Raw genomic sequence first — 21,109 nt, 5'->3', positions numbered from 1 at the left:
GCTCAGCTCAAGAAAAGACCGGATCGAGCGAACCGGATTTGTAGCGCTTGGCCATTTCCGACACAGGAAGTGGCGAAATCCGGCTTGCCATTCCGGCCGCGCCGAACTGTTCGAAGCGCTCCTTGCAGAGCTTGCTGAGCGCAGCCATCGCCGGCTTAAGATACTTGCGCGGGTCGAATTCGCTTGGATCCTCATGCAGCACTCGTCGGATCTGGCCGGTCATCGCCATCCTGCCATCGGTATCGATGTTCACCTTGCGCACGCCATTCTTGATGCCGCGCTGGATTTCCTCGACCGGCACGCCCCATGTCGGCTTCATCTGGCCGCCGTACTTGTTGATGATCTCCTGCAGCTCGATCGGAACTGACGACGAGCCGTGCATGACGAGATGCGTATTCGGCAGTTTGCGGTGGATCTCTTCGATGACGCTCATCGCCAGCACGGATCCGTCCGGCTGGCGGGTAAATTTGTAGGCACCATGCGATGTTCCCATGGCGATCGCCAGTGCGTCGACCTTGGTTTCTCGCACGAAGTTGACGGCCTCGTCGGGGTTTGTCAGCAGCTGGTCATGCGACAGCTTGCCTTCAGCGCCATGGCCGTCCTCGGCCTCGCCCATGCCGGTTTCCAGCGAGCCGAGCACGCCGAGTTCGCCCTCGACCGAGATGCCGCCGAGATGCGCCATGTCCGTCACCGTCCTGGTGACGCCGACATTGTATGCCCAGTCAGCGGGCGTCTTGGCATCCGCTTTCAGCGAACCGTCCATCATCACCGAGGTAAAGCCTGCCTGGATCGCCGTCATGCAGCTCGACGGATCGTTGCCGTGATCGAGATGTACGCAGACCGGAATATGCGGATAGATCTCGACGACGGCATCCATCATGTGCTTCAGCATGATGTCGTTGGCGTAGGCGCGCGCTCCGCGCGACGCCTGCATGATAACCGGTGCATGAGACGCGTCCGCCGCCTCCATGATGGCGAGTGCCTGCTCCATGTTGTTGATGTTGAAAGCGGGAACGCCGTAGCCCTCCTCCGCAGCATGATCGAGCAGCTGCCTCAGCGTGATGCGTGCCATCTAAGATTTTCCCCATATCGATGGTCGTACGGAACGCCATCTGTCGAAAGTAGACCCGGGCGCGCCGGCTGTTGGCGCGCCCGATCGGTTAAGGGCAGAATGACATAGGAGGAGGAATGTAACAAGCGGTAACAACAATATCACAGACAGTATGATATTTGGGGCACATTTGCATGCGCTCGAATGTCAGCAGCAGTGACCAGCAGGCGGTCGTCCTAAAAGTGCTTGCCCGGTTCTTCGTCCAGCGAAGAATTGGCGGGCAGAAAGACGGCCGCGCTCTCTCACTGAAACTGCAGCCGTTGGTCGTCGAGCCAACGCGTGCAGGCGAGGGAGTGACAAATCCTGGCTGCGCCAGTAATCTCACGCCAAAGTAGTTGGGAATCCCGCCGCAACAACAGACACAACCCGATAACGAGGAACCATGAAGCGAACCTGTCTTGCGGCTACCTTGGTGGTGGCGTGGAGCCTGACATCGGCGATGACCTTCGCGGCAGATGAGGCTCTATCGGAAATCAAAAAGTCTGGCGTGATCAAGATCGGCACGACGGGTGACTACAAGCCCTTCAGCTACAAGGCTGCTGACGGCACCCTCACTGGTGCCGACATCGCCATGGCCAAGGATCTTGCCGCCGATCTCGGCGTCAAGCCGAGCTTCGTTATCACTACCTGGAAAACCATGCTGGACGATTTCAAGGCCGGCAAGTTCGACATGGCACTCGGCGGCATTACCGTAAACGCCGCGCGTGACGAAGTGGGCGACTTTTCGGTGCCCAACGTGACCGACGGCAAGCGACCGATTGCCCGCTGCGAGGACAAGGAGAAATACACCACGCTTGATGCGATCGACCGGCCTTCCGTACGGGTGATCGTCAACCCGGGCGGGACCAACGACAAATTCGCCCACGAGCATTTTGACGAGGCGACGATCGAGGTGTTTCCCGACAACAAGACAATTTTTGACCAGATTGCGTCGGGCAGGGCCGATGTCATGGTCACCGACGGCGTGGAGGTCGACCTGCAGTCCAAGCTGCATGCCAGCGTCTTGTGCCCGGTCGCCGTCAAAGAGCCGTTCACGCATTTCCAGAATGCCTATCTGCTGCGCGAAGATCCCGCCTTGAAGGCGGCGGTGGACGCATTCATTCGCAACCAACTGGAAAGCGGTGGCTGGAAAGACAAGCTCGACGCGGCAATGCAGTAGGGTTTTCTGCTGCATAACGGCGGATGCGGGCACGTGGCGCTGCATCGGTGACGACATCTATCGGCTGGCCCCGCATGGCTGGATTGCCTGACGCAGCCTGGGGCTGGACGGTTTGTGCAATCGTCTCGACGTCGATGTGCTGGCGGCTTGGTGCTTGTAACAATAGGTGACCTGGAGCTGCCGCATCAATGCGTAGTGGGTTGATTTCGTTGGCTTCCTATGGAAAATTTTCGTCACTGCATCATCTTCCACATAAGATGCTCTTATCGAAAGCTCTACGATGGATCGACTTTTTGCTAGGTTCGCCAATGCGACCGCAAGGGCGGCTGGAAGTCCAATAGCCTTTATCCTCTGTGTGACTGTCGTGCTTGTGTGGGCTGTGTCAGGGCCGTTCTTCCAGTTTTCCGAGACGTGGCAATTGGTGATCAATACCGGCACAACCATCGTCACCTTCCTGATGGTGTTCGTGATTCAGAACACTCAAAATAGAGATGGTGCTGCGCTTCAGACGAAGCTCGACGAAATCATCCGCTCATCGGATGCCGGTGATGAATTCATGGGCATCGAGAAGCTGACTGACAAGGAGCTCGAAGCCCTGCATGCCAAATGCGAAAGAGCGGCAAAGCAGTCACAAGCCATGCTGGACAAAACGCGTGCCGAGAGAAAGATGCGCAAGGGGCGGGCGAAATGAGCGGCTGCTTTCGCGCCGCCTGAAAGGCCTGCGAAGACTTTCCAAGGCACGATTCATCTGCCGGGATCATCGCAAGCGCTCAGCGGAACCAGCAGGCCCAACTTGATGTCCCTCAGCACGACATTGGTGTGCATGCGCCGGATCTGCGGGTTTTCTTTCATGATCAGCGCCGCGATGTCGTCATAATGTTCGACGTCGCGGGCCGTGACTATGGTGATCAAGTCCACCGCTCCGGTAACATAGTAGATTTGTTGGATATGATCCTGCTTTTCCGCCCAAAGGCGGAACTTCGCTAGCGCATCGTAGTTGTCACGCTCGATCTCCAATCCGGCGATGAACACCATCGGTGTGCCTGTCGCCTTGCGATCGACGACGGCTACTTCTGCCTTGATGATGCCGTCCTCTCGCAGGCGTTTCAGGCGCCGCTGCACCGCAGAAGTCGAAAGCCCCACCTTTTCAGCGATAGTTTCCGCTGTCAGCTGACAATTGCGCTGAATGATGTAGAGAATGTCGCGGTCAAAGCCGTCCAATCTTTCCATGCTGCTCCTCCGCCACTTCGGCAAAATTACCCGGCGACACCGGCGTTCTGTCTTATTTAAAGCGGAAGAAATGAATTTCTGCATATTATAGGCAAAACAATCATTATTTGCGCGCAAAAACCGCAGCTGTCCGCGATATTCTGCGAACATTATCTGAACCGGTACAGCGCATGACAAAACCGTCCTTTCAGGCACTTCGTGTGGTTGACCTCCACAAGAGCTTTGGCCTGCATGAAGTCCTCAAGGGCATCTCGACAACGGCCTCTAAAGGCGACGTGATTTCGATCATAGGTTCGTCTGGCTCTGGCAAGAGCACATTTCTGCGCTGCATCAATTTTCTCGAGATGCCCGATCGGGGCCGCATTGTCCTGAACGGCGAGGAAATCGCCTTGAAACGCAGCCGCAGCGGGCGGATGCAGCCGGTAAACTGGCGGCAGATCGAGCGGTTGCGCACCGGTCTTGGCATGGTTTTCCAGAACTTCAATCTCTGGGCACATCGAACAGTGCTCGAGAACGTCATCGAAGCACCGGTCCAGGTGATGGGACTTAATCGCCACGAGGCCATCGAGAAGGCGGACGCCCTCCTCAACAAGGTTGGCCTCTTTGAAAAGCGCGATGCTTATCCCGCCTTTCTTTCTGGCGGCCAGCAGCAACGGGCCGCCATTGCTCGGGCGCTTTGTGTCGATCCGGCCGTCTTGCTGTTCGATGAGCCGACCTCGGCACTCGACCCCGAGCTGGTGGGAGAAGTGCTCAAGGTGATCCGCGAGCTCGCGGAGGAGGGCCGTACCATGCTGATTGTCACCCATGAGATGCGCTTTGCCCGCGATGTCTCGAGCCACGTTCTCTTCCTGCATCAGGGCCTGATCGAGGAGGAGGGACCGCCTAGACAGATCTTCGACGCCCCACTCAGTGCCCGTTGCCGGGAATTCACCGGAATGCTCGCCCATCATTGATCCGCCGATCGGCCAAAGATATCCCCAAACAGGAGAATTCAACGAATGAAACTGCTCCCTCTGCTTCTTGCCGGCGCCGCGTTTGCCGTTTCTGCCATCACGGCTCAGGCTGAAGTCCGTTTCGGCGTCATGAACGAATCGTATCCCCCTTTTTTCGCCAAGGATGCCTCCGGTGAGTGGCAGGGCTGGGAAATCGACCTGATGAACGCCGTGTGTGAGCAGATGAAGGAGAAATGCTCAGTTGTCGAGGTCTCCTGGGATGGGCTCATTCCGGCGCTGCAGAGCAAGAAGTTCGACGTCATCTGGTCGTCGATGTCAAACACTGAAGAGCGCTCGAAGGTCATCGACTTCACCGACAAATATTACAACACGCCGAGCACCTTGATCGGGCCAAAGGACCAGAAGCCGGGCGCTGCGGCCGGCGACGTGAAGGACAAGACAATCGGCATTCAGGTCTCGACCATCCAATCGGAATATTACAAGAAGTATTTCGCCGATGTCGCTGACGAGAAGACCTATCAGACCCTGGACGAGGCATTCCAGGACCTTGCAGCCGGCCGCATCGAGTATGTGTTCGGAGATTCGCTTGCTCTCGATGCATTCCTGAAGAGCGATGCGGGCAAGGATTGCTGCGCCAAGATGGGTGACGTCGCGAACGACCAAAAAATTCTCGGAGCCGGCGTTGCCGGCGGTCTGCGAAAGGAAGATCTTCAGCTCAAGGCAAAGCTGAACGCGGCGATCGCAGCCGTGCGCGCCAGTGGCAAGTACGGTGAGATAACCAAGGAATATTTCGCGCTGGATATCTACGGTACGAACTGACCGGATCGCCGACCACCCGGACGATGGCAACTGAACCACTTGGCATTTTGGACCTGCTATCCCCCTATCCGCCCGGATGGGGTGGAACCCTGCTTGTCGGTGCCGCCTCCACGATTGCCATCTCCGCCGGCGCCTTTCTTATCGGCATCCTGCTTGGGACGGCAGGCGCCCTTGGCAAGCTCTCCGGCAACAGGCTGCTTGGTCTGCTGCTCAATGTCTATACGACAGCTATCCGCGCCATTCCGGAACTGATTTTGATCGTCGGGCTCTATTATGCGGGAATGGACGGCCTTAACGCGCTTTTGGCCGGGCTCAATCTGCCCGCGATCGAAGTGAACGGCTTCGTCGTCGCCGTCGCCGTGCTCGGCTTCGTGCAGGGTGCCTACATGACGGAAGTGCTTCGAGGCGCAATTCTTGCCATCCCCGTTGGGCAGATCGACGCCGCGAAAGCCTTCGGCATGGGACCGATGCTGCGTTTGCGCCGAGTCATTCTGCCGGCATTATTACCAAATGCCCTGCCGGGCCTTGCCAATCTGTGGATGTCGGTCACCAAGGACAGCGCGCTGGTTGCCGTCGTCGGCTATCAGGAACTGGCGCTCGCCACTCGCCTGGCCGGCGCAAGCACCAAACATTATTTCATCTTCTTCCTCGCATCTGCCCTTCTCTATCTCGCCCTCACGCTCGTCTCCAATATCGTCTTCGACCTGATCGAGCGCCATGTGCGGCGCGGACAGCCGAAGCTTGGCTAGGAAGCACACGGCATGACGTTTTCGTGGATAGCCTCTTACTGGTCTCTGCTATCGGCAGGCGCCGTGCAGACGTTGCTGCTTTTGGTGATCTCGGTCATCTTCGGGTTCGTCCTCGCAATCGGCCTTGCCTTCGCGCAGGTGAGCGGCGGCACGATGGCACGATGTCTCGCTCGCGGCTACTGCACCTTCTTCCGCGGCACGCCGCTGCTCATCCAGCTCTGGCTCTTCTATTACGGCATCGGTTCCCTGCTGCCGTTGATCCCCGGTCTGCGGCAGAGCCTGTTCTGGCCCATCCTGCGTGAGGGCTTCTTCTTCGCAGCCGTGAGCTTTACGCTAAACTATGCTGCCTACGAGGCAGAAGTGCTGCGCGGTGCGCTGCTCGCGGTGCCGAAGGGAGAGTTGGAAGCGGGCCGAGCCTTCGGCATGCGACCCTTCACGCTAGTCCGGCGCATATGGCTGCCCCGGGCGATCCGCATCGCATTGCCGACAATCGCCGGCGAAATCGTCATGCAACTCAAAGCGACACCGCTCGCGTTCACCGTTACGGTGATGGATCTCTACGCCGTGGCGAGCAAGGTGCGTCAGGACACGCTGCTCGTTTATGAGCCGCTCATCGTCGTTACCATCTTCTATCTCATTCTCACGGCAATCATCGCTTTCGCCTTCCGCCTTCTCGAGGCGCAGGTGCCATCGCGACGCTGAGGTCAAGAGGAAAAACGAACGGTCATGGTTCCACCCCTTGCGGACCGTTGGCCGTGCTGGCGGAAATGAATGCCAAAAGACCATCGGCCACAGACGCTTCCGGTTTTCGATCGGCTCGAAACCGCAGACGACATCATCGCCCACTGCGGCCAGGCTTGCGGGCTTGTACCGGATCATTACCCTTACGGAGACCTATCCATGAGCAGACTGTGCATTCTCGACGGCGGCATGAGCCGCGAACTCCTGCGCTTCGGTGCCGAACTCAAGCAGCCGGAATGGTCGGCACTTGCGCTCGTCAATTCGCCAGACATTGTCCGAAAGGTCCACGAGGAGTTCATCGCCGCCGGCTCGGACGTTGTCACCACCAACAGCTATGCTCTGGTGCCTTTCCACATCGGCGAGGAACGATTTCACAAGGAAGGGCCGGCGTTGATCGCGCTCTCAGGCCTATTGGCACGCAAAGCCGCCAATGCTGTCAAGGGACGGAAAGTTCGGGTTGCGGGTTCGCTGCCGCCAATCTTCGGCTCCTATGAACCGCAGAACTTTGATCCTTTGCGGGTCCAGGACTATCTCACGGTGCTAGTTGAACACCTCAGTCCCTTTGTGGACGTGTGGCTCGGGGAAACTCTCAGCCTCATCGCCGAGGGCGAAGCTGTGCGCACAGCAGTTGCTGCAAACGGAAAGCCGTTCTGGATCTCGTTCACGCTGGCCGATGACGAGGCACAGGTAAGAGGAGGTGAGCCGAAGCTGCGTTCTGGCGAGCGGGTCGAGGATGCGGCGAATTGGGCAGCCTCGTCTGGCGCGCAGGCGCTCATGTTCAACTGCAGCAAGCCGGAAGTCATGCGGGCGGCGGTCGAAACAGCATCTCGTGCATTCAAGAACACAGGCTCCACGTTGGAGATAGGTGTCTATGCCAATGCCTTCGAAGGCGAACAGGATGATCATGCCGCCAATGAAGGCCTCCATACGACCCGCAACGACCTGAACGATGATAGCTATTCGCGCTTTGCCTGCTCTTGGGCGGAGGCCGGTGCAACAATCATCGGTGGCTGCTGCGGCATCGGTGCCAGACATATCCATCGCCTTAAGCAAACCCTGCGCGGTGAAGCGGTATGAGCGACGCGTGAAAGTCGCGGTGGTGTCGCCGCTTTCGAGCTTGACGCAGGTGAAGACGGGGCAGAGTTCGATCTCTGCCCTGCGCTTTGTCGGAGGTTTGCCGTGGCCCATGGGTTTGATCGATGGAGAGAGCTGAAAGGCAAAGGAGCCCCCACGTGATCAGGCCGATCCAGGCAAGGGCGCACTCGGTTGAAAAGAAGGCGGCGGGCCCTCGTGTCTGCCCACCGCCCTCCGCCTCCGAGCGTCCGCCGCCACGCGCTCAAGAGTAAGGCTAAATCTATCTCACCGCGGCACCTGATTGTATCAATGCCGACAAACAAACGCAGAGTGTCATCCAACGATCACACAGCAATTATGTGTTGTGGTGACCTTTACGCAAATGTCATTGAAGTTGCTGCGGTCGTAGCCGCCGTTGCTGTGGACAAGCTGTGGATGAGCAGTGGATGACGCAGTCAGATAGCGCATGACATGGTCGGCAAATCCAATCCCATGTTGCCTATCCGTTCCGAATCTCTTCATGTTGTCGGTGCCTGCTGTCGACCTCCGCCGCAAACGTCGTCGACCCGCATGCTACGGGCGCTCCTTCGTGGAGCGCCCTTTTTCTGTGTGCCGAGCATGATCGACAGCTTGGAGGTGTAAGTCCTTTACCCAGCCTGATGGCGGCGAAGGGTTAGCGAAGCGCAAGGGCGTCGTCGTGAGGCGGGGTCTGAAGGAAGCGTGGAGCAAACCCGCGACCCGATGGACAAGAACCGGATACGAGGCCTACCCGGCCGGACGAGCGGGCAGATGACCGCGAAGTCCATGGTCATCAAGGACCGGGGTGGTAAATCCGGCGGGTGTGCGGGGAAGGCGGTCGATCTTACCTCGGGAGATCTGCGCCGTGTCCGGAAATCCGGACTGAGCCCGCCGTGAGGCGCGCTGATCGCGGTGCAGAGGTCAGCAGAGGGCATAGTAGGGAGGTGTCTGCCAAACGAAGGCCCGAACGGTTGGAAGGACGAGTAGGACGGAGTTCTCGCATTGGCCATGCGGCAGAAAAATCAGCTTGAGCTGGCCTTGCCTGTGGAGGGAGCGGGTGAATCCCGCAATCGCCTTGGGGCAGGGACCGAAGCCTGTGCGGCGAACGCCGCCCCCGAAAGTCCGGCGGCAATGGCCGGACCGTGCATGGAAGCGATTGTCGATCGCGACAATCTGAGGAAGGCGCTGGCGCAGGTCCGGCGCAACAAGGGAGCGCCGGGGGTCGACGGTATGAGTGTCGATGCCTTGGCGCTGCATCTGAAAGACCACTGGCCCGAACTTCGCGCCCAACTGCTCGAAGGCGCCTACAAACCACAGCCGGTGCGACGTGTCGACATCCCGAAGGCGTCCGGCGGCACCCGTCCGCTCGGCATCCCCACGGTGCTCGACCGCTTCATCCAGCAGGCGGTGATGCAGGTGCTGCAGACTGCATGGGACGGCGGATTCAGCGCGTCGAGCTACGGGTTCAGGCCCGCACGCTCGGCTCATCAGGCGGTTGCCGCGGCGCAAGCGTTCATCGCGTCGGGTCATCGCATTGTAGTGGACATCGACCTGGAGAAGTTCTTCGACCGGGTCAACCACGACATCTTGATGGGGCTGGTGGTCAAGCGGGTGTCCGATCCGCGTATCCTTCGCCTGATCCGTGACTTTCTGACCGCGGGTGTGCTCGAAGGCGGGCTGATCGGTCCAATCGACGAAGGAACGCCGCAGGGTGGCCCGCTCTCGCCGCTGCTGTCCAACCTGATGCTGGACGAACTCGACAAGGAACTGGAGCGACGCAACCATCGCTTCGTGCGCTACGCCGACGACTGCAACATCTATGTGCGCAGTGCGCGGGCAGGCGAACGGGTGATGGCAAGTATCGAACGCTTCCTCGACAGGCGTCTGAAGCTGAAGGTCAACACGCAGAAGAGCGCAGTCGCCCCGCCGCACCGGCGCAAATTCCTCGGCTTCAGCTTCACGAACGAGAAGATGCCAAGGCGTCGGATCGCACCGCAGGCTGTGGTCCGGTTCAAGGAGCGCGTGCGTGTGCTGACGATGCGGACGCGGGGCGCGAGCCTCGCGCAGATAGCCAAGGAGCTGTCGCTCTATCTGAAAGGGTGGCGCGGTTACTTCGGCTTTTGCGAAACCCCGTCGGTGTTGCACAGCCTCGACCAGTGGATCAGGCGAAGGCTGCGATCCATCGTATGGAAACAGTGGAAGCGCGGGCACACCCGCTTTGCGGAATTGCGGCGCCGTGGTGTCAGTCACGATCTAGCGGCACAAACCGCCGGCAGTGCACGCGGCCCATGGCGCATCAGCAACAGCCCCGCGCTCGCCATTGCCCTGCCGAACGCTTTCCTCGCAAGCATAGGCCTCGCTTCCGTTGTGCCCGCCAAGGCCGCATAACCAGCCGAACCGCCCTGTACGGACCCGTACGCAGGGTGGTGTGGGAGGGGCGGAACCGCAAGGCTCCCCCCTATCCCGATTCCGGCAAGATCACCCCAAGCTGCTGGTGAGCCGGAACCCGGCAGTTTTCATCGTGAACATCGCAGGCCCGGTATCCATGCCGGGGAACGCGAGAGCGACCTTGGGCCGGTTGCCCTTCCGGTCCTGACAAGCCGTCCCTTGCTTTGGATAGCCACATGCGTGTACTCCGAGCTTGTCGTTACGACCACGAAAGGGGATTGCGTGGACATGTGCGGATAACGAAAGCACGACAAGGCGGCTACCGTCTCCCAATCGCAAAGGTGATCAATTGAAGGATTTCAGACCCCGCGCAAAGCGCACTCTTCAGTCGATAGCGGCTTCAATTGGGCATCTTTACCTGCACGAAGGAACTGACGAGGAGGCTTTCATACGATTCAGCAGGCAGCACCGTAGTTAGTCGGCGGAGATTCCACGATTGTCGAGAACTTTGAGTGTCGGATACCGATAAGAACGACCAATCTTTCCGCCGCAGGTAACGGCGCGTCATATACCGGTATCCGACCTGTGCAGGAACTTGCCATCTGACGCGTCACCCTCTACCCCTTGCATCAAGACGAGTATGCCAGCTCCCGGCAATGGGATCGTCCCGGGCTTGGCGGTGCATTGAACCGGGACCTCCCGAAGACGGTTGAATGGGCGAAAATCAAGGCTGGGTCTTCTGTGTAATTCAAAAATTAGAGCACCAAATATGGATGTGAAGAACTGCCACAATTTCCATGATTTCCGCCAATTGGCCAAGCGGCGCCTCCCTGGTCCGATCTTCAATTATATCGACGGCGCGGCTGACGACGAAGTCACCTATCGTCGCAATACGACATCCTTCGGCGACTGCGATCTGGTGCCCAGCGTATTGCGCGGCGTCAGCGATGTAGACATGTCGGTGACGATCATGGGCCAAAAACTAGCAATGCCGGTCTATTGCTCGCCCACGGCGCTGCAGCGGCTGTTTCATCATCAAGGCGAGAGGGCGGTGGCTGCAGCAGCAGGCAAATACGGCACCATGTTCGGGGTGTCGTCACTGGGAACCATCAGTTTGGAAGAAGCTCGTCAAATCAGCGACGGGCCGCAAGCCTATCAGTTCTACTTCCACAAGGATCGTGGCCTGAACCGGGAAATGATGGCACGCTCCAAGCAGGCCGGCGTAAACGTGATGATGCTGACTGTCGACAGCATCACCGGCGGAAATCGCGAACGCGACAAGCGCACGGGCTTTTCGATTCCGTTCAAGCTGAACCTCGCAGGCCTTACCCAGTTTGCAGTCAGACCGGCTTGGGCAATCAGCTATCTTATGCATGAACGCTTCCGCCTGCCGCAACTCGACAGCCACGTCGACATGAGTGGCGGCGCCATGTCGATCAGCCGCTATTTCACCGAAATGCTCGATCCTGCGATGTCATGGGCCGATGTCGCCGAAATGGTGCAGCACTGGGACGGACAGTTCTGCTTGAAAGGCATCATGTCGGTTCAGGACGCGCAGCGAGCAGCAGAGATTGGATGTACCGGCATCGTGATCTCCAACCATGGCGGCCGCCAGCTCGACGGCTCGCGCAGCGCATTCGACCAACTCGCCGAAATCGTCGATGCGGTTGGCCACAAGATCGATGTGATGATGGATGGCGGCGTTCAGCGTGGCACCCATGTGCTCAAAGCATTGTCATTGGGCGCGAAAGCCGTCGGTCTAGGTCGATACTACCTGTTTCCGCTCGCGGCCGCAGGGCAAGCGGGCGTCGAGCGCGCACTGGATTTGATGCGTGCCGAAATCGCCCGAGATATGAAACTCATGGGATGCACTTCCGTTGATCAGCTCACAAGACAGAACCTGCGCTTCCGTCAAAACGCCCCGCATCCGGCCGTGAACCGATAGATCGGAAATTACCGAGAGTGGGAAGTGTGCGTAGAGGCTGGCGAGCGGAGCTCTGCTATTGGTCTCACCAACGAAACGGCGAGATTGTAACCTACTTCATTTTGTGCGCAGCATCGGCTGAAGCCTTCTTGAGGAGGGAGAGGAGAAAATGGCGAAGCTTGTGTTCGCTTTGAACCAGTCCCTGGATGGATATGTGGACCACACGGAATTTGCGCCCGATCCGGCGCTCTTTCGTCATTTCATCGACGACGTGCGAGGTCTTGCCGGCAGCGTGTACGGTCGCTGTATGTACGAGGTGATGCGTTATTGGGACGAGGACCATTCCGAGTGGGACGAGGAGCAACGCGACTATGCAGCGGCGTGGCGGAGTCAACCGAAATGGGTCGTCTCGCGCTCGCTGAAGTCCGTCGGCCCGAATGCCACTCTCATCGTGGATGACATCGAGGCGGCGATACGCGGACTGAAGGCCAAACTGGATGGGGAGATTGAAGTTTCCGGACCTGAGCTAGCGCGAAGTCTGACCGATCTTGGGCTGGTTGATGAATATCGACTGTACCTCCATCCCGTCGTGCTAGGTCATGGCAAGCCGTTCTTCGCCGGCCCGCGTCCGCCGCTGCGCCTCGTGGCGAGCGATCGAATTGGCGGGGACGTGATCAGGTTGACATACGTTCCTGCATAGTCGCCGACTAACCCGGCGCACCGCCAGGAGTGACAACTCAAAGCCGTTCGGCATTTACCTTGTTGGCACAAGGTACCGGGCGGTGGAACAAGTTCCCGATCCGGCCATTTGTTGTCCATGAAAACAGCCCTGCCGATGTCGCTGCTTGCTCTGGTCTTCATCGCTGGTGGCGTTTGCGCGCAGGAACTCCGGCGCGAAGCCATCGATGGCGCTTCGATTGCCGCAATCATTGCAGAAAGACCGGCCATGGCGCCCGCCGATCGAGATCCAGCGGTTATCCGTCTTCAGGTCCTGCTCGACCGCGCGGGTTCGTCTCCAGGTGTGATCGACGGCTTTTACGGCGAAAATGTCAGCAAAGCCGTGGCCGGGTTCGAGATGATGAACGGGCTTGTTGTCGATGGGAAGCTGGATCCCGAGGTGATCGCCCGCTTGGAAGCCAATTCTCCCATCGTTGAGAGTTACGTCATCTCGGCAGAGGATGCCACGGGCCTCGTCGACAAGATCCCTGAAGACTACGACGAGAAGGCGAAGATGCAAAGCCTTGGATACACGAGCGTGGCCGAAAAGCTTTCCGAACGGTTCCACATGGACGTCGGCCTTATGCAAGTGCTCAATCCGTCTTCGCGGTTCGCTCCTGGTGACACGGTCTGGGTCGTGACGCCTGGTCCTGCGAAAGAAGGAAAGGTCGAAAGGATCGAGGCGAGCAAGAAGACAGGGCAGATCCTGGCCTATGCCGAGAACAAATCGCTGCTGGCAGTCTATCCTGCTACCATCGGAAGCCAAGACAATCCGGCCCCCTCGGGCAAGCATAAGGTGAAAGGCGTAGCGAGGATGCCAGTGTACAGATATGACCCAAGACGCAACTTCAAGCAGGGGAAGAATAACAAGGTTTTAACGATACCAAAGGGGCCGAACGGTCCGGTCGGCAGCGTCTGGATCGACCTGACTGAGCCGACTTATGGAATACATGGGACGCCTGAACCGACGCTTATCGACAAGGTTGGATCGCACGGTTGCGTGCGTCTGACGAACTGGGATGCCGAAGAGCTGGCCGGCATGGTCAGGCCAGGCGTCGTGGTGGAGTTCATCAATCAAGCCCCCGGCGCTCCTAGGTGAGCCGTATGGCATTTCGGCCGGGACATCTCACTTTTTCTGTCATTTGTTCAGGGTTGCTCGCGGGTGCCGGGCGCCGCCTCACGCTGATCAGCATCTTCGAGGTCGGTTGCAACCACGAACGCGTCGGTATGTTCGCGTGCGGCTTCTCTCAGGGCTTCCAGCCTTGGAATGTCGTCGCCTTCGATCTCACCGGCCTGCTCTTCGATCTCTCCCGTCGCCTGGATTGAGTGGTCTGCCTGACGGACTTCAGGTCGTCCTTCTCTCTCCCGAATGGTATGGGCTCGTCTCCGCACTTCGTCTTCCTGCAGGAGACGGCGATCATTCGTCTGGAAGGGAGCGTGTTTTTGTTCTCCTGCCATGTCATTACCTCCAATACCGACTTCTGGTGGAGACGGACGATCTGCCGAGCAGGTAGCCAAGGCCGAAAGCTGCCGCTCCAATACCGAGAACGAGCGAGCCTGCGGCCTGGGGATGGTCACTCACGCCGATTGCGACAGCGTTGGCCTCTCGCTTGATTGCCGAGGCCGTGTCGGATGCGACTTTGCGCATGCCCTCCGGTTTTTCAACTGGCGATCCGGTGAAGCCGGCTTCGAGTTCTTTTGCCATTGAGTTTTCCTTTCGTAGAGAGAGAAACTGGCGGAGAGGGGTGTCGGTTCCTCAGTATTTTTTACCAGGCGCTACGGATCGGGCCGAGGTGATTCGGATAAGAAGTTCCTGATCGTCCAATGAGGCGATGGCACGATGCGGTGATCGCCGGATGTCGTTGCAAGGATCGAGGCCACATGCGCCAAGCGCATAGCTGCGGTGACGGATTGTAGCTGTTTTGAAACGATTGAATCGCCTATATCCGGGTCATCGAACGACGCCAGAGCCGAGGACCGGTTGCTGACGTCAGAAAGCCTCGGGAAAGGTGATTATCATGAACGTCGCACGCTCTTTCAACAACTGGCGCAAGTATCGTCAGACGGTTTCCGAACTTGGCCGGATGTCCAGCCGAGAATTGCAGGATCTCGGCATCAACCGCGCCGATATCCGAAGCATCGCCCGGGCATCGATCGTCCGTTAAGGCTACAAACTCGCTGACGTTGACGCCCGCTCATGCGGGCGTTTTCGTGTCGACCTTTACCTATTCGCTCCGCCTTTTGCCCTGGATGCATGCGTTTCCTGCATGGCTGAAGTCCATAAAGCCTGGGCACCGTCGAGGGATCGACGGACGATCGTCGGCGGCACTCCACTACCCAGTCGCTGTTCGGCTACTTCAAGAACGCCTGCCGCACCTCCCGGCAGGTTTTCGTCGTTTCGGGGATCTGCTTGAGCATCCGTAAGGCCTGCGCGTGAATTATAATTCATGCGATGAATTATATTGACAGTCACGACGCATTGCGTTTAGCTGCACTTACCGGATTTCGAGGAGGATATCCGGTCGCCACTGCCATCCGCGCCGGTTGGCGCATTTCGGGCTTTTTGGGAGGGGCCTTGGCCCCGAGGAGGAAACTTGCGCACTTTTTTCAGCACGACCGCGATGGCGGTCCTTGGGTCAACGCTCTTTGCCGGTTCGGCGGCCGCCGAAACGGAAAACCCGTTCCGCTGCAAGCCTGGCGAAAAATACGTCATGAACGTCATGGTGTCGGGCGTGGAATACTGGTTCCCTGTTTATGAGATGTTCAAGCAGGCCGGCCAGCAACTCGGCTGTGAGACGGAATATACCGGCACCCCCGAATATGACGTCAACAAGCAAATCGCCACCTTCGACCAGGCGTTGGCACAGAACCCGGCCGGCATTCTCGTTCATCCGATGAACTCAGATCCCTTCATCGAGCCAATCAATCGCGCGATCGATCAAGGTACGGCGGTCGTCACGTTTGCGGCCGACTCGCCGCTTTCCAAACGCGTCTCCTTCATCACCTCGGACAATACCCGCGAAGGCACCTATGCCGCCGACGCGATCGCCGAGAAGATGGGCGGCAAGGGTGAATATGCGGTTCTCGAAAATCCGGGCCAGGACAACCACGACAAGCGTATCGCTGCCTTCATAGCCCGCATGGAAGAGAAGTGGCCAGACATGAAGCTCGTGGGCCGCGCTGCTTCAAACCAGGATCCGACCAAGGCCTACCAGGGACTTTCCAGCCTTATCCAGGCCAATCCGAACCTCGGCGCGGTCTTCATGCCCGAAGCCAACTCGGCAATCGGCGCGGCGCAAGCTAACAAGGAAAGCGGCGGCAAGGTCCTCGTCATGTGCGCAGACGTCAACGCCAACATCCTCGACATGATCAAGGCTGGTGAAGTCTTCGGCTCGATCAATCCGAACCAGGGCATGCAGGGCTATATGGGCTTCATGCTGCTGTGGTTTGCCGAGCATCCGGAACTGATCGACCCGATGAACGACGCCAAGCGCTCCGGGTTCAACCCAATGAGCATCCCGGTCGTCGATAACGGCCTGTCTATTGTGACGGCGAAAAATGCCGACGATTTCTACTGGGACAAGTACCTGAAGCGGCGCGGCACAAAGGGCATCGAGGAATAAGCTTTGAGGATCGCCATCCGCACCCTTGAGTGCGGATGGTCGTTGCGGAGGGGAGGAAGACAATGGCAGAGCCGGTGCTCACCATTCATGGCGTGACCAAGCATTTTGGGGCGGTGAAGGCGTTGACCGAGGTCGATTTCACGCTGGAGCGCGGCGAAGTCCATGCGCTCTGCGGCGAAAACGGCGCCGGCAAATCGACGCTGATGAACATTATCGCCGGCGTGCTGCAGCCGACCGAAGGCCAAATCCGCCTGGACGGCAAGCTCGTGCGCATATCCTCGCCTGCCGCCGCCCAATCGCTCGGCATCGGGCTCGTGCATCAGGAAATCGCCCTCTGCCCGGATGCGACCGTGGCCGAAAATATGTTTATGGCGGCGACCAACCGCCGCCGTGCACCCTTCATGAACTATCGCACGCTGGAGCGCGATGCACAGGCCGTAATGCATCGTCTCGCTGCAATCGACGTCCGCCGCAAGGTCGCAGACCTGCCGATTTCCAGCCAGCAACTCGTCGAGATCGCCAAGGCTCTGACGCTCGACTGCCGCGTGCTGATCCTGGACGAGCCTACCGCGGCGCTGACAGACACGGAGGCGCGGCAGCTCTTTGCAATCATTCGCGACCTTAAGCAGAACGGCATTTCGATCATCTATATCAGCCACCGCATGGCCGAGATTTTCAGCCTTTGCGACCGGGTTACCGTGTTCCGCGACGGCCGCTACGTATGTACCGACCACATCGCCGACATCACCCCGGACGACGTGGTGCGCCGCATGGTGGGACGCGAGATCACGCAGCTCTATCCGGACAAGCTCGGTGCGGACGACGCGTGCGGGGAGGCGATCCTCGAGATCGACAATATTGGTGACGGCGAGCGGTTCCATGATGTGAGCTTCGCGCTGCGCAAAGGCGAGATCCTCGGGATCGGCGGCCTTATCGGCTCCGGCCGTACGGAAATCGCCGAAGGCATCTGCGGGCTCAAGTCGCGCACGGCGGGCACGGTGCGCCTGCATGGCAAGGCGCAGTCGATCCGCGCCTATTGCGATGCCGTTAAGGCGGGGATCGTGTATCTCTCAGAAGACCGCAAGGGCTCGGGCGTCTTTTTGGAAATGTCCATCGCAAAGAACATATCCGTGCTGGACCTTACGTCTTTGACCAATCCGATCGGCCTGTTGAATCGTCGTGCGGAAGCCGCACTGGCAGAGAATTTCGCGCGACGGCTTGCGGTGCGCATGGGCGACATTGAGGCGCCGGTCAAATCGCTGTCAGGTGGCAACCAGCAGAAGGTTGCACTCGCCAAGCAGCTTGCGGTGAAGCCGAAGGTCATCCTGATGGACGAGCCAACGCGCGGCATCGATGTCGGCGCGAAAACCGAAATCCACCGCCTGCTACGCGAGCTCGCGCGGTCGGGCATCGGCATCATCGTTATCTCTTCGGAAATGCCGGAGCTCCTCGGGCTATGTGACCGCGTGCTTGTCGTTCGGGAGGGACGCATCGCCGGCGAGCTTGGTGGAGACGAGATGACGGAGGAGGCCGTGATTCGCCTCGCTTCGGGTGTGGGCACGGCAAAGGCGGCCAGCCATGCCGCGTGAGGACAATCTGGGAGAGACGGGAATGGCAATCGACACGTTGGCGACAGGGGCGCCGAAGGCGGCGTCCATCAAGCGCATCGGCACAATGCGCGAGGCAGGGCTGATCGCGATCATCCTCGCGCTCTGCGTGATCATGAGTTTTGCTTCGCCGCACTTCCTGACGTTTGGCAATTTCCGCGCCATGTTAATGAGCTTCTCCGTTGAAGGCATCGTCGTCGTGGGCATGACGATCCTGCTCATCGTCGGCGGCATCGACCTGGCGGTAGGCTCGGTGGTCTGCTTCGCGATGGTGCTCTCGGGCTCTCTCTTCCTCGCCGGACTCGACCCTTGGACCGCATCGCTCATCGGCATCCTCGCGAGCAGCGCGATCGGTGGCATAATGGGTTTCTTTGTGACGGTCGTGGGTCTCAACCACTTCATCACCTCGCTTGCGGCAATGGTGATCGTGCGCGGCCTTTGCCTCATCATCACAAAGGGCACACCGCTCTCGCTCTTCACGCTGCCTGCAAGCTTCAAGGCGGTGGGGCAGGGTACGTTTTACGGCGTACCCTACGTCATCTTGATCTTCGTCGCCGTCGTCATCCTGTTCGATTTTCTGCTGCGCCGGGCCACAGCCTTCCGCAAAGTCTTCTATACAGGCAGCAACGAGAAGGCCGCGCTCTATTCCGGCATCAAGACCCATCAGGTGAAATTCTGGGTGACGGTGCTGTGCTCCACGCTCGCCGGTGTCGCAGGTGTCATCTACATGTCTCGCTTCGGCGCGGCGACCCCGACCTTCGGCGTTGGCATGGAACTCAACATCATCGCTGCGGCGGTGATCGGCGGCGCCTCGCTCAACGGCGGCTCAGGCACGATATTCGGCGCCATCCTCGGCATCGCGCTTCTCTCTGTCGTGACCAGCTCTCTAATCCTGCTCGATGTTTCAGTCTATTGGCAGGATATGATCAAGGGGTGCATTCTGCTCGCTGCCGTTTCCATCGACCATTTCCTGCACAAGCAGAAGGCTGCCTGACATGCCAATTGTGAAATTGAAACCCAAGACGACGATGCCGCGCGAGGAGATTGTCATCGCCCGCCAGATGCACCAGGCGCTCGTCCTTCACTTCATGGAGGGCCTGACGCAGGCACAGATCGCCGGCCAACTCGGCATCTCGCAAGCCACCGTCAACCGACTCATCAAGCGCGGCCGTCAGCTCGGCCTCGTCGAGATCAAGATCAAGTCCCCGGTCGAGCCCTTGGTCGACATGGAGGAACGGCTTCTTGCACTCGGCGGCATCAGCCGCGCGATCGTGGTCCCGACCGTCTCCGAAAATCCGCAGACCGCCCTCCAGGCGGTCGGAGAGGCGGCGGCCCGCCTGCTGATGGAGGAGATCGGCGATGGCGACACAATCTGCATCACTGGCGGTAAAGGGGTGAGCGCCGTCGTCGCCGGTCTGCAGCCGCCGCGCCGTTTCGATGTCGAGGTCATTCCGGCAACTGGCTGCGTACAGGGCAAGCACTACACCGACGTCAACCATGTCTCGACCCTTATGGCCGACCGGCTCGGGGGCCGCTCCTATCAGATCCACGCGCCTCTTTTTGCCGACGATGCCGAGCAGCGCGCGATGCTGATCAACATGCGCTCTGTCGCCGACGTCTTCAAACGTGCGCGTGAGGCGAAGGTGGCGGTCGTCGGCATCGGCTCGATCCTGACGGACGACTCCAGCTATTACGACCTGCATCCTTCTTCTAGCACTGATCGGGTGGCGATCGAGCGCTCGGGCGCAAGGTGCGAATTGCTTGCCCACCTGCTTGATGACCGGGGCCGGGTTTGCGACTACAGCCTCAATCGTTCGCTGGTGTCGCTGACGCTGGCTGAATTCGCCTCGATCCCGATGAAGATCGGCGTCGCCAGCGGCCCCAACAAGGCTGGCCCGATCCTCAGCGTCCTGCGCGGCAACCATCTCGACACGCTCGTCACCGACGAGGCGACCGGGGCACGCCTTCTTGAAATCGCCTCCGAAGAGGGAGTTTCTGCATGAGCGGCGAACAACTGATCCGGGAGATCGGGCGCTCCGGCGTCACTGCGTCTGCTGTTGGGCTCGGAACCTGGGCGATTGGTGGCTGGATGTGGGGGGGAACCGACGAGGCGCAATCCATCGCCGCCATCCAGGCCTCGCTCGAAGCGGGCGTGACCCTCATCGACACGGCGCCCGCCTACGGGCTCGGCCGCTCGGAGGAAATCGTCGGCAAGGCGCTTGCCGGCCGGCGTGACAAGGCAGTGATCGCCACGAAATGTGGCCTTGTCTGGCACACGCAGAAGGGCAGTCACTTCTTCGATCAGGACGGTCAGCCGGTTCACCGCTATCTCGGCGGGGAATCGATCGTCCATGAAGTCGAGGACAGCCTTCGCCGGCTCGGCACGGATTATATCGACCTCTACATCACCCATTGGCAGGACGCGACGACGCCGGTGGAGGAGACGGTCGCGGCGTTGGAAAAACTGCAGCGAGCCGGCAAGATCCGCGCCATCGGCGCCAGCAATGTCAATCGATCCACGCTTGAGCAGTACATAGCCACTGGCTCGCTTGACGCCATCCAGGAGCGGTACAGCATGATCGATCGAGAGATCGAGACGGACCTCTTGCCGCTCAGCGTAGCAAAAGGCGTATCGACGCTCAGCTATTCCTCTTTGGCCCTCGGGCTGCTTTCGGGCAGCATCGGGCCAGATCGGATATTCTCCGGCGACGATCAGCGTAGGGACCATCCGCGTTTTTCCGTCGCCAACCGGCAGAAGGCCCATGATTTCTCCGAGGCGATCCGACCTGTTGCGCAGCGTCACGATGCAAGCATCGCCCAGACGGTGATCGCCTGGACACTGGCCCAGCCCGGTGTGACCTTCGCCCTTTGCGGCGCGCGCAATCCGGCACAGGCACTCGACAATGCCCGGGCCGGCACGCTTCGGCTTTCACCCGAAGATCTCGCGGCCATCGACGCGGCCTTGTCGGCAAAGCTGGCCAACATGGACGGATAAC

22 protein-coding genes are annotated in these 21,109 nt (G+C 59.4%); 18 read left to right on the top strand and 4 right to left on the bottom strand.

Annotation, left to right across the window (positions count from 1 at the left end):
* Nucleotides 1-7: 7 nt before the first annotated feature.
* Nucleotides 8-1,072 carry a class II fructose-bisphosphate aldolase gene (gene fba / locus AM571_RS32945; RefSeq protein WP_074065121.1) on the bottom strand — a complete coding sequence of 355 codons (1,065 nt, stop codon included), beginning with the start codon at nt 1,070-1,072 and terminating at the stop codon, nt 8-10.
* Nucleotides 1,073-1,493: 421 nt separating this feature from the next.
* Between fba and AM571_RS32935 the strand changes: the two genes are divergently transcribed.
* Nucleotides 1,494-2,270, top strand: coding sequence for a transporter substrate-binding domain-containing protein (locus AM571_RS32935; protein WP_074065119.1), 777 nt, complete (start codon nt 1,494-1,496; stop codon nt 2,268-2,270).
* Nucleotides 2,271-2,550: 280 nt separating this feature from the next.
* A complete protein-coding gene (locus AM571_RS32930; protein WP_074065118.1) occupies nt 2,551-2,961 on the top strand; it encodes a low affinity iron permease family protein in 411 nt (136 codons plus the stop codon).
* 53 nt (nt 2,962-3,014) lie between these two features.
* Here AM571_RS32930 and AM571_RS32925 read toward each other — a convergent pair whose 3' ends face one another.
* Nucleotides 3,015-3,500, bottom strand: a complete 486-nt coding sequence (locus AM571_RS32925) for an Lrp/AsnC family transcriptional regulator (protein ID WP_074065117.1) — start codon at nt 3,498-3,500, stop codon at nt 3,015-3,017.
* Nucleotides 3,501-3,670: 170 nt separating this feature from the next.
* On the opposite strand from AM571_RS32925, the gene AM571_RS32920 reads away from it, so the two are divergent.
* The 10 genes from AM571_RS32920 (at nt 3,671) to AM571_RS32870 (ending at nt 13,982) form a co-directional block, all read left to right on the top strand.
* Nucleotides 3,671-4,453, top strand: a complete 783-nt coding sequence (locus tag AM571_RS32920) for an ABC transporter ATP-binding protein (protein WP_074065116.1) — start codon at nt 3,671-3,673, stop codon at nt 4,451-4,453.
* Between the two features lie 45 nt (nt 4,454-4,498).
* Entirely contained in the window at nt 4,499-5,272 is a 774-nt protein-coding gene (locus AM571_RS32915; protein ID WP_074065115.1) for a transporter substrate-binding domain-containing protein, read from the top strand.
* A gap of 23 nt (nt 5,273-5,295) precedes the next feature.
* On the top strand, nt 5,296-6,021 hold the full coding sequence (locus AM571_RS32910; RefSeq protein ID WP_074065114.1) for an ABC transporter permease: 726 nt from the start codon (nt 5,296-5,298) through the stop codon (nt 6,019-6,021).
* Between the two features lie 12 nt (nt 6,022-6,033).
* A complete protein-coding gene (locus AM571_RS32905) occupies nt 6,034-6,723 on the top strand; it encodes an ABC transporter permease (protein WP_074065113.1) in 690 nt (229 codons plus the stop codon).
* Nucleotides 6,724-6,921: 198 nt separating this feature from the next.
* On the top strand, nt 6,922-7,839 hold the full coding sequence (locus AM571_RS32900; RefSeq protein ID WP_074065718.1) for a homocysteine S-methyltransferase family protein: 918 nt from the start codon (nt 6,922-6,924) through the stop codon (nt 7,837-7,839).
* 786 nt (nt 7,840-8,625) lie between these two features.
* A complete protein-coding gene (locus tag AM571_RS38095) occupies nt 8,626-8,751 on the top strand; it encodes a hypothetical protein (protein WP_257788704.1) in 126 nt (41 codons plus the stop codon).
* 111 nt (nt 8,752-8,862) lie between these two features.
* Nucleotides 8,863-10,242 (top strand): group II intron reverse transcriptase/maturase, encoded by a 1,380-nt coding sequence (gene ltrA / locus AM571_RS32885; RefSeq protein WP_081377260.1) that lies wholly within the window; start codon nt 8,863-8,865, stop codon nt 10,240-10,242.
* Between the two features lie 769 nt (nt 10,243-11,011).
* On the top strand, nt 11,012-12,187 hold the full coding sequence (locus AM571_RS32880) for an alpha-hydroxy acid oxidase (RefSeq protein WP_074065111.1): 1,176 nt from the start codon (nt 11,012-11,014) through the stop codon (nt 12,185-12,187).
* Between the two features lie 148 nt (nt 12,188-12,335).
* Nucleotides 12,336-12,866 carry a dihydrofolate reductase family protein gene (locus AM571_RS32875; protein ID WP_074065110.1) on the top strand — a complete coding sequence of 177 codons (531 nt, stop codon included), beginning with the start codon at nt 12,336-12,338 and terminating at the stop codon, nt 12,864-12,866.
* A gap of 108 nt (nt 12,867-12,974) precedes the next feature.
* Complete coding sequence (locus tag AM571_RS32870; protein WP_196776371.1) at nt 12,975-13,982, top strand: L,D-transpeptidase family protein; 1,008 nt, start codon at nt 12,975-12,977, stop codon at nt 13,980-13,982.
* A gap of 47 nt (nt 13,983-14,029) precedes the next feature.
* Here AM571_RS32870 and AM571_RS32865 read toward each other — a convergent pair whose 3' ends face one another.
* The gene (locus AM571_RS32865; protein ID WP_132551794.1) at nt 14,030-14,341 is read right to left on the bottom strand and encodes a hypothetical protein; all 312 of its coding nucleotides are present in this window, start codon (nt 14,339-14,341) and stop codon (nt 14,030-14,032) included.
* 4 nt (nt 14,342-14,345) lie between these two features.
* Nucleotides 14,346-14,588: a hypothetical protein gene (locus AM571_RS32860; protein WP_074065107.1), complete on the bottom strand. Its 243-nt coding sequence runs from the start codon at nt 14,586-14,588 to the stop codon at nt 14,346-14,348.
* 313 nt (nt 14,589-14,901) lie between these two features.
* Here AM571_RS32860 and AM571_RS32855 point away from each other — a divergent pair, with 313 nt between their 5' ends.
* From AM571_RS32855 to AM571_RS32830, 6 genes are all read left to right on the top strand, one after another.
* The gene (locus tag AM571_RS32855; protein WP_074065106.1) at nt 14,902-15,048 is read left to right on the top strand and encodes a DUF1127 domain-containing protein; all 147 of its coding nucleotides are present in this window, start codon (nt 14,902-14,904) and stop codon (nt 15,046-15,048) included.
* Between the two features lie 429 nt (nt 15,049-15,477).
* The gene (locus AM571_RS32850) at nt 15,478-16,506 is read left to right on the top strand and encodes a substrate-binding domain-containing protein (RefSeq protein ID WP_074065105.1); all 1,029 of its coding nucleotides are present in this window, start codon (nt 15,478-15,480) and stop codon (nt 16,504-16,506) included.
* Between the two features lie 62 nt (nt 16,507-16,568).
* The gene (locus AM571_RS32845; RefSeq protein ID WP_074065104.1) at nt 16,569-18,095 is read left to right on the top strand and encodes a sugar ABC transporter ATP-binding protein; all 1,527 of its coding nucleotides are present in this window, start codon (nt 16,569-16,571) and stop codon (nt 18,093-18,095) included.
* 22 nt (nt 18,096-18,117) lie between these two features.
* Nucleotides 18,118-19,107 carry an ABC transporter permease gene (locus tag AM571_RS32840; protein ID WP_074065716.1) on the top strand — a complete coding sequence of 330 codons (990 nt, stop codon included), beginning with the start codon at nt 18,118-18,120 and terminating at the stop codon, nt 19,105-19,107.
* 1 nt (nt 19,108) lies between these two features.
* Entirely contained in the window at nt 19,109-20,116 is a 1,008-nt protein-coding gene (locus AM571_RS32835) for a sugar-binding transcriptional regulator (RefSeq protein ID WP_074065103.1), read from the top strand.
* On the top strand, nt 20,113-21,108 hold the full coding sequence (locus tag AM571_RS32830; RefSeq protein WP_074065102.1) for an aldo/keto reductase: 996 nt from the start codon (nt 20,113-20,115) through the stop codon (nt 21,106-21,108). Before AM571_RS32835 ends, AM571_RS32830 begins: the two co-directional genes overlap by 4 nt.
* Nucleotide 21,109 lies beyond the last annotated feature (1 nt).

It is taken from the genome of Rhizobium etli 8C-3 (assembly GCF_001908375.1).
In the GTDB taxonomy this organism is placed as follows: Bacteria; Pseudomonadota; Alphaproteobacteria; order Rhizobiales; family Rhizobiaceae; genus Rhizobium; species Rhizobium etli_B.
This window is presented reverse-complemented; position numbering and strand designations above follow the sequence as displayed.

Bases quoted from the DNA above. Each gene is read 5' to 3' on its own strand.
- AM571_RS32905 (WP_074065113.1), top strand. From the start codon at position 6,034: ATGACGTTTTCGTGGATAGCCTCTTACTGGTCTCTGCTATCGGCAGGC.
- AM571_RS32875 (WP_074065110.1), top strand. From the start codon at position 12,336: ATGGCGAAGCTTGTGTTCGCTTTGAACCAGTCCCTGGATGGATATGTG.
- AM571_RS32860 (WP_074065107.1), bottom strand. From the start codon at position 14,588: ATGGCAAAAGAACTCGAAGCCGGCTTCACCGGATCGCCAGTTGAAAAA.
- AM571_RS32920 (WP_074065116.1), top strand. From the start codon at position 3,671: ATGACAAAACCGTCCTTTCAGGCACTTCGTGTGGTTGACCTCCACAAG.
- AM571_RS32925 (WP_074065117.1), bottom strand. From the start codon at position 3,500: ATGGAAAGATTGGACGGCTTTGACCGCGACATTCTCTACATCATTCAG.
- fba (WP_074065121.1), bottom strand. From the start codon at position 1,072: ATGGCACGCATCACGCTGAGGCAGCTGCTCGATCATGCTGCGGAGGAG.
- AM571_RS32855 (WP_074065106.1), top strand. From the start codon at position 14,902: ATGAACGTCGCACGCTCTTTCAACAACTGGCGCAAGTATCGTCAGACG.
- AM571_RS32930 (WP_074065118.1), top strand. From the start codon at position 2,551: ATGGATCGACTTTTTGCTAGGTTCGCCAATGCGACCGCAAGGGCGGCT.
- AM571_RS32830 (WP_074065102.1), top strand. From the start codon at position 20,113: ATGAGCGGCGAACAACTGATCCGGGAGATCGGGCGCTCCGGCGTCACT.
- AM571_RS32840 (WP_074065716.1), top strand. From the start codon at position 18,118: ATGGCAATCGACACGTTGGCGACAGGGGCGCCGAAGGCGGCGTCCATC.
- AM571_RS38095 (WP_257788704.1), top strand. From the start codon at position 8,626: ATGACCGCGAAGTCCATGGTCATCAAGGACCGGGGTGGTAAATCCGGC.
- ltrA (WP_081377260.1), top strand. From the start codon at position 8,863: ATGCGGCAGAAAAATCAGCTTGAGCTGGCCTTGCCTGTGGAGGGAGCG.
- AM571_RS32915 (WP_074065115.1), top strand. From the start codon at position 4,499: ATGAAACTGCTCCCTCTGCTTCTTGCCGGCGCCGCGTTTGCCGTTTCT.
- AM571_RS32900 (WP_074065718.1), top strand. From the start codon at position 6,922: ATGAGCAGACTGTGCATTCTCGACGGCGGCATGAGCCGCGAACTCCTG.
- AM571_RS32845 (WP_074065104.1), top strand. From the start codon at position 16,569: ATGGCAGAGCCGGTGCTCACCATTCATGGCGTGACCAAGCATTTTGGG.
- AM571_RS32935 (WP_074065119.1), top strand. From the start codon at position 1,494: ATGAAGCGAACCTGTCTTGCGGCTACCTTGGTGGTGGCGTGGAGCCTG.
- AM571_RS32880 (WP_074065111.1), top strand. From the start codon at position 11,012: ATGGATGTGAAGAACTGCCACAATTTCCATGATTTCCGCCAATTGGCC.
- AM571_RS32910 (WP_074065114.1), top strand. From the start codon at position 5,296: ATGGCAACTGAACCACTTGGCATTTTGGACCTGCTATCCCCCTATCCG.
- AM571_RS32835 (WP_074065103.1), top strand. From the start codon at position 19,109: ATGCCAATTGTGAAATTGAAACCCAAGACGACGATGCCGCGCGAGGAG.
- AM571_RS32865 (WP_132551794.1), bottom strand. From the start codon at position 14,341: ATGGCAGGAGAACAAAAACACGCTCCCTTCCAGACGAATGATCGCCGT.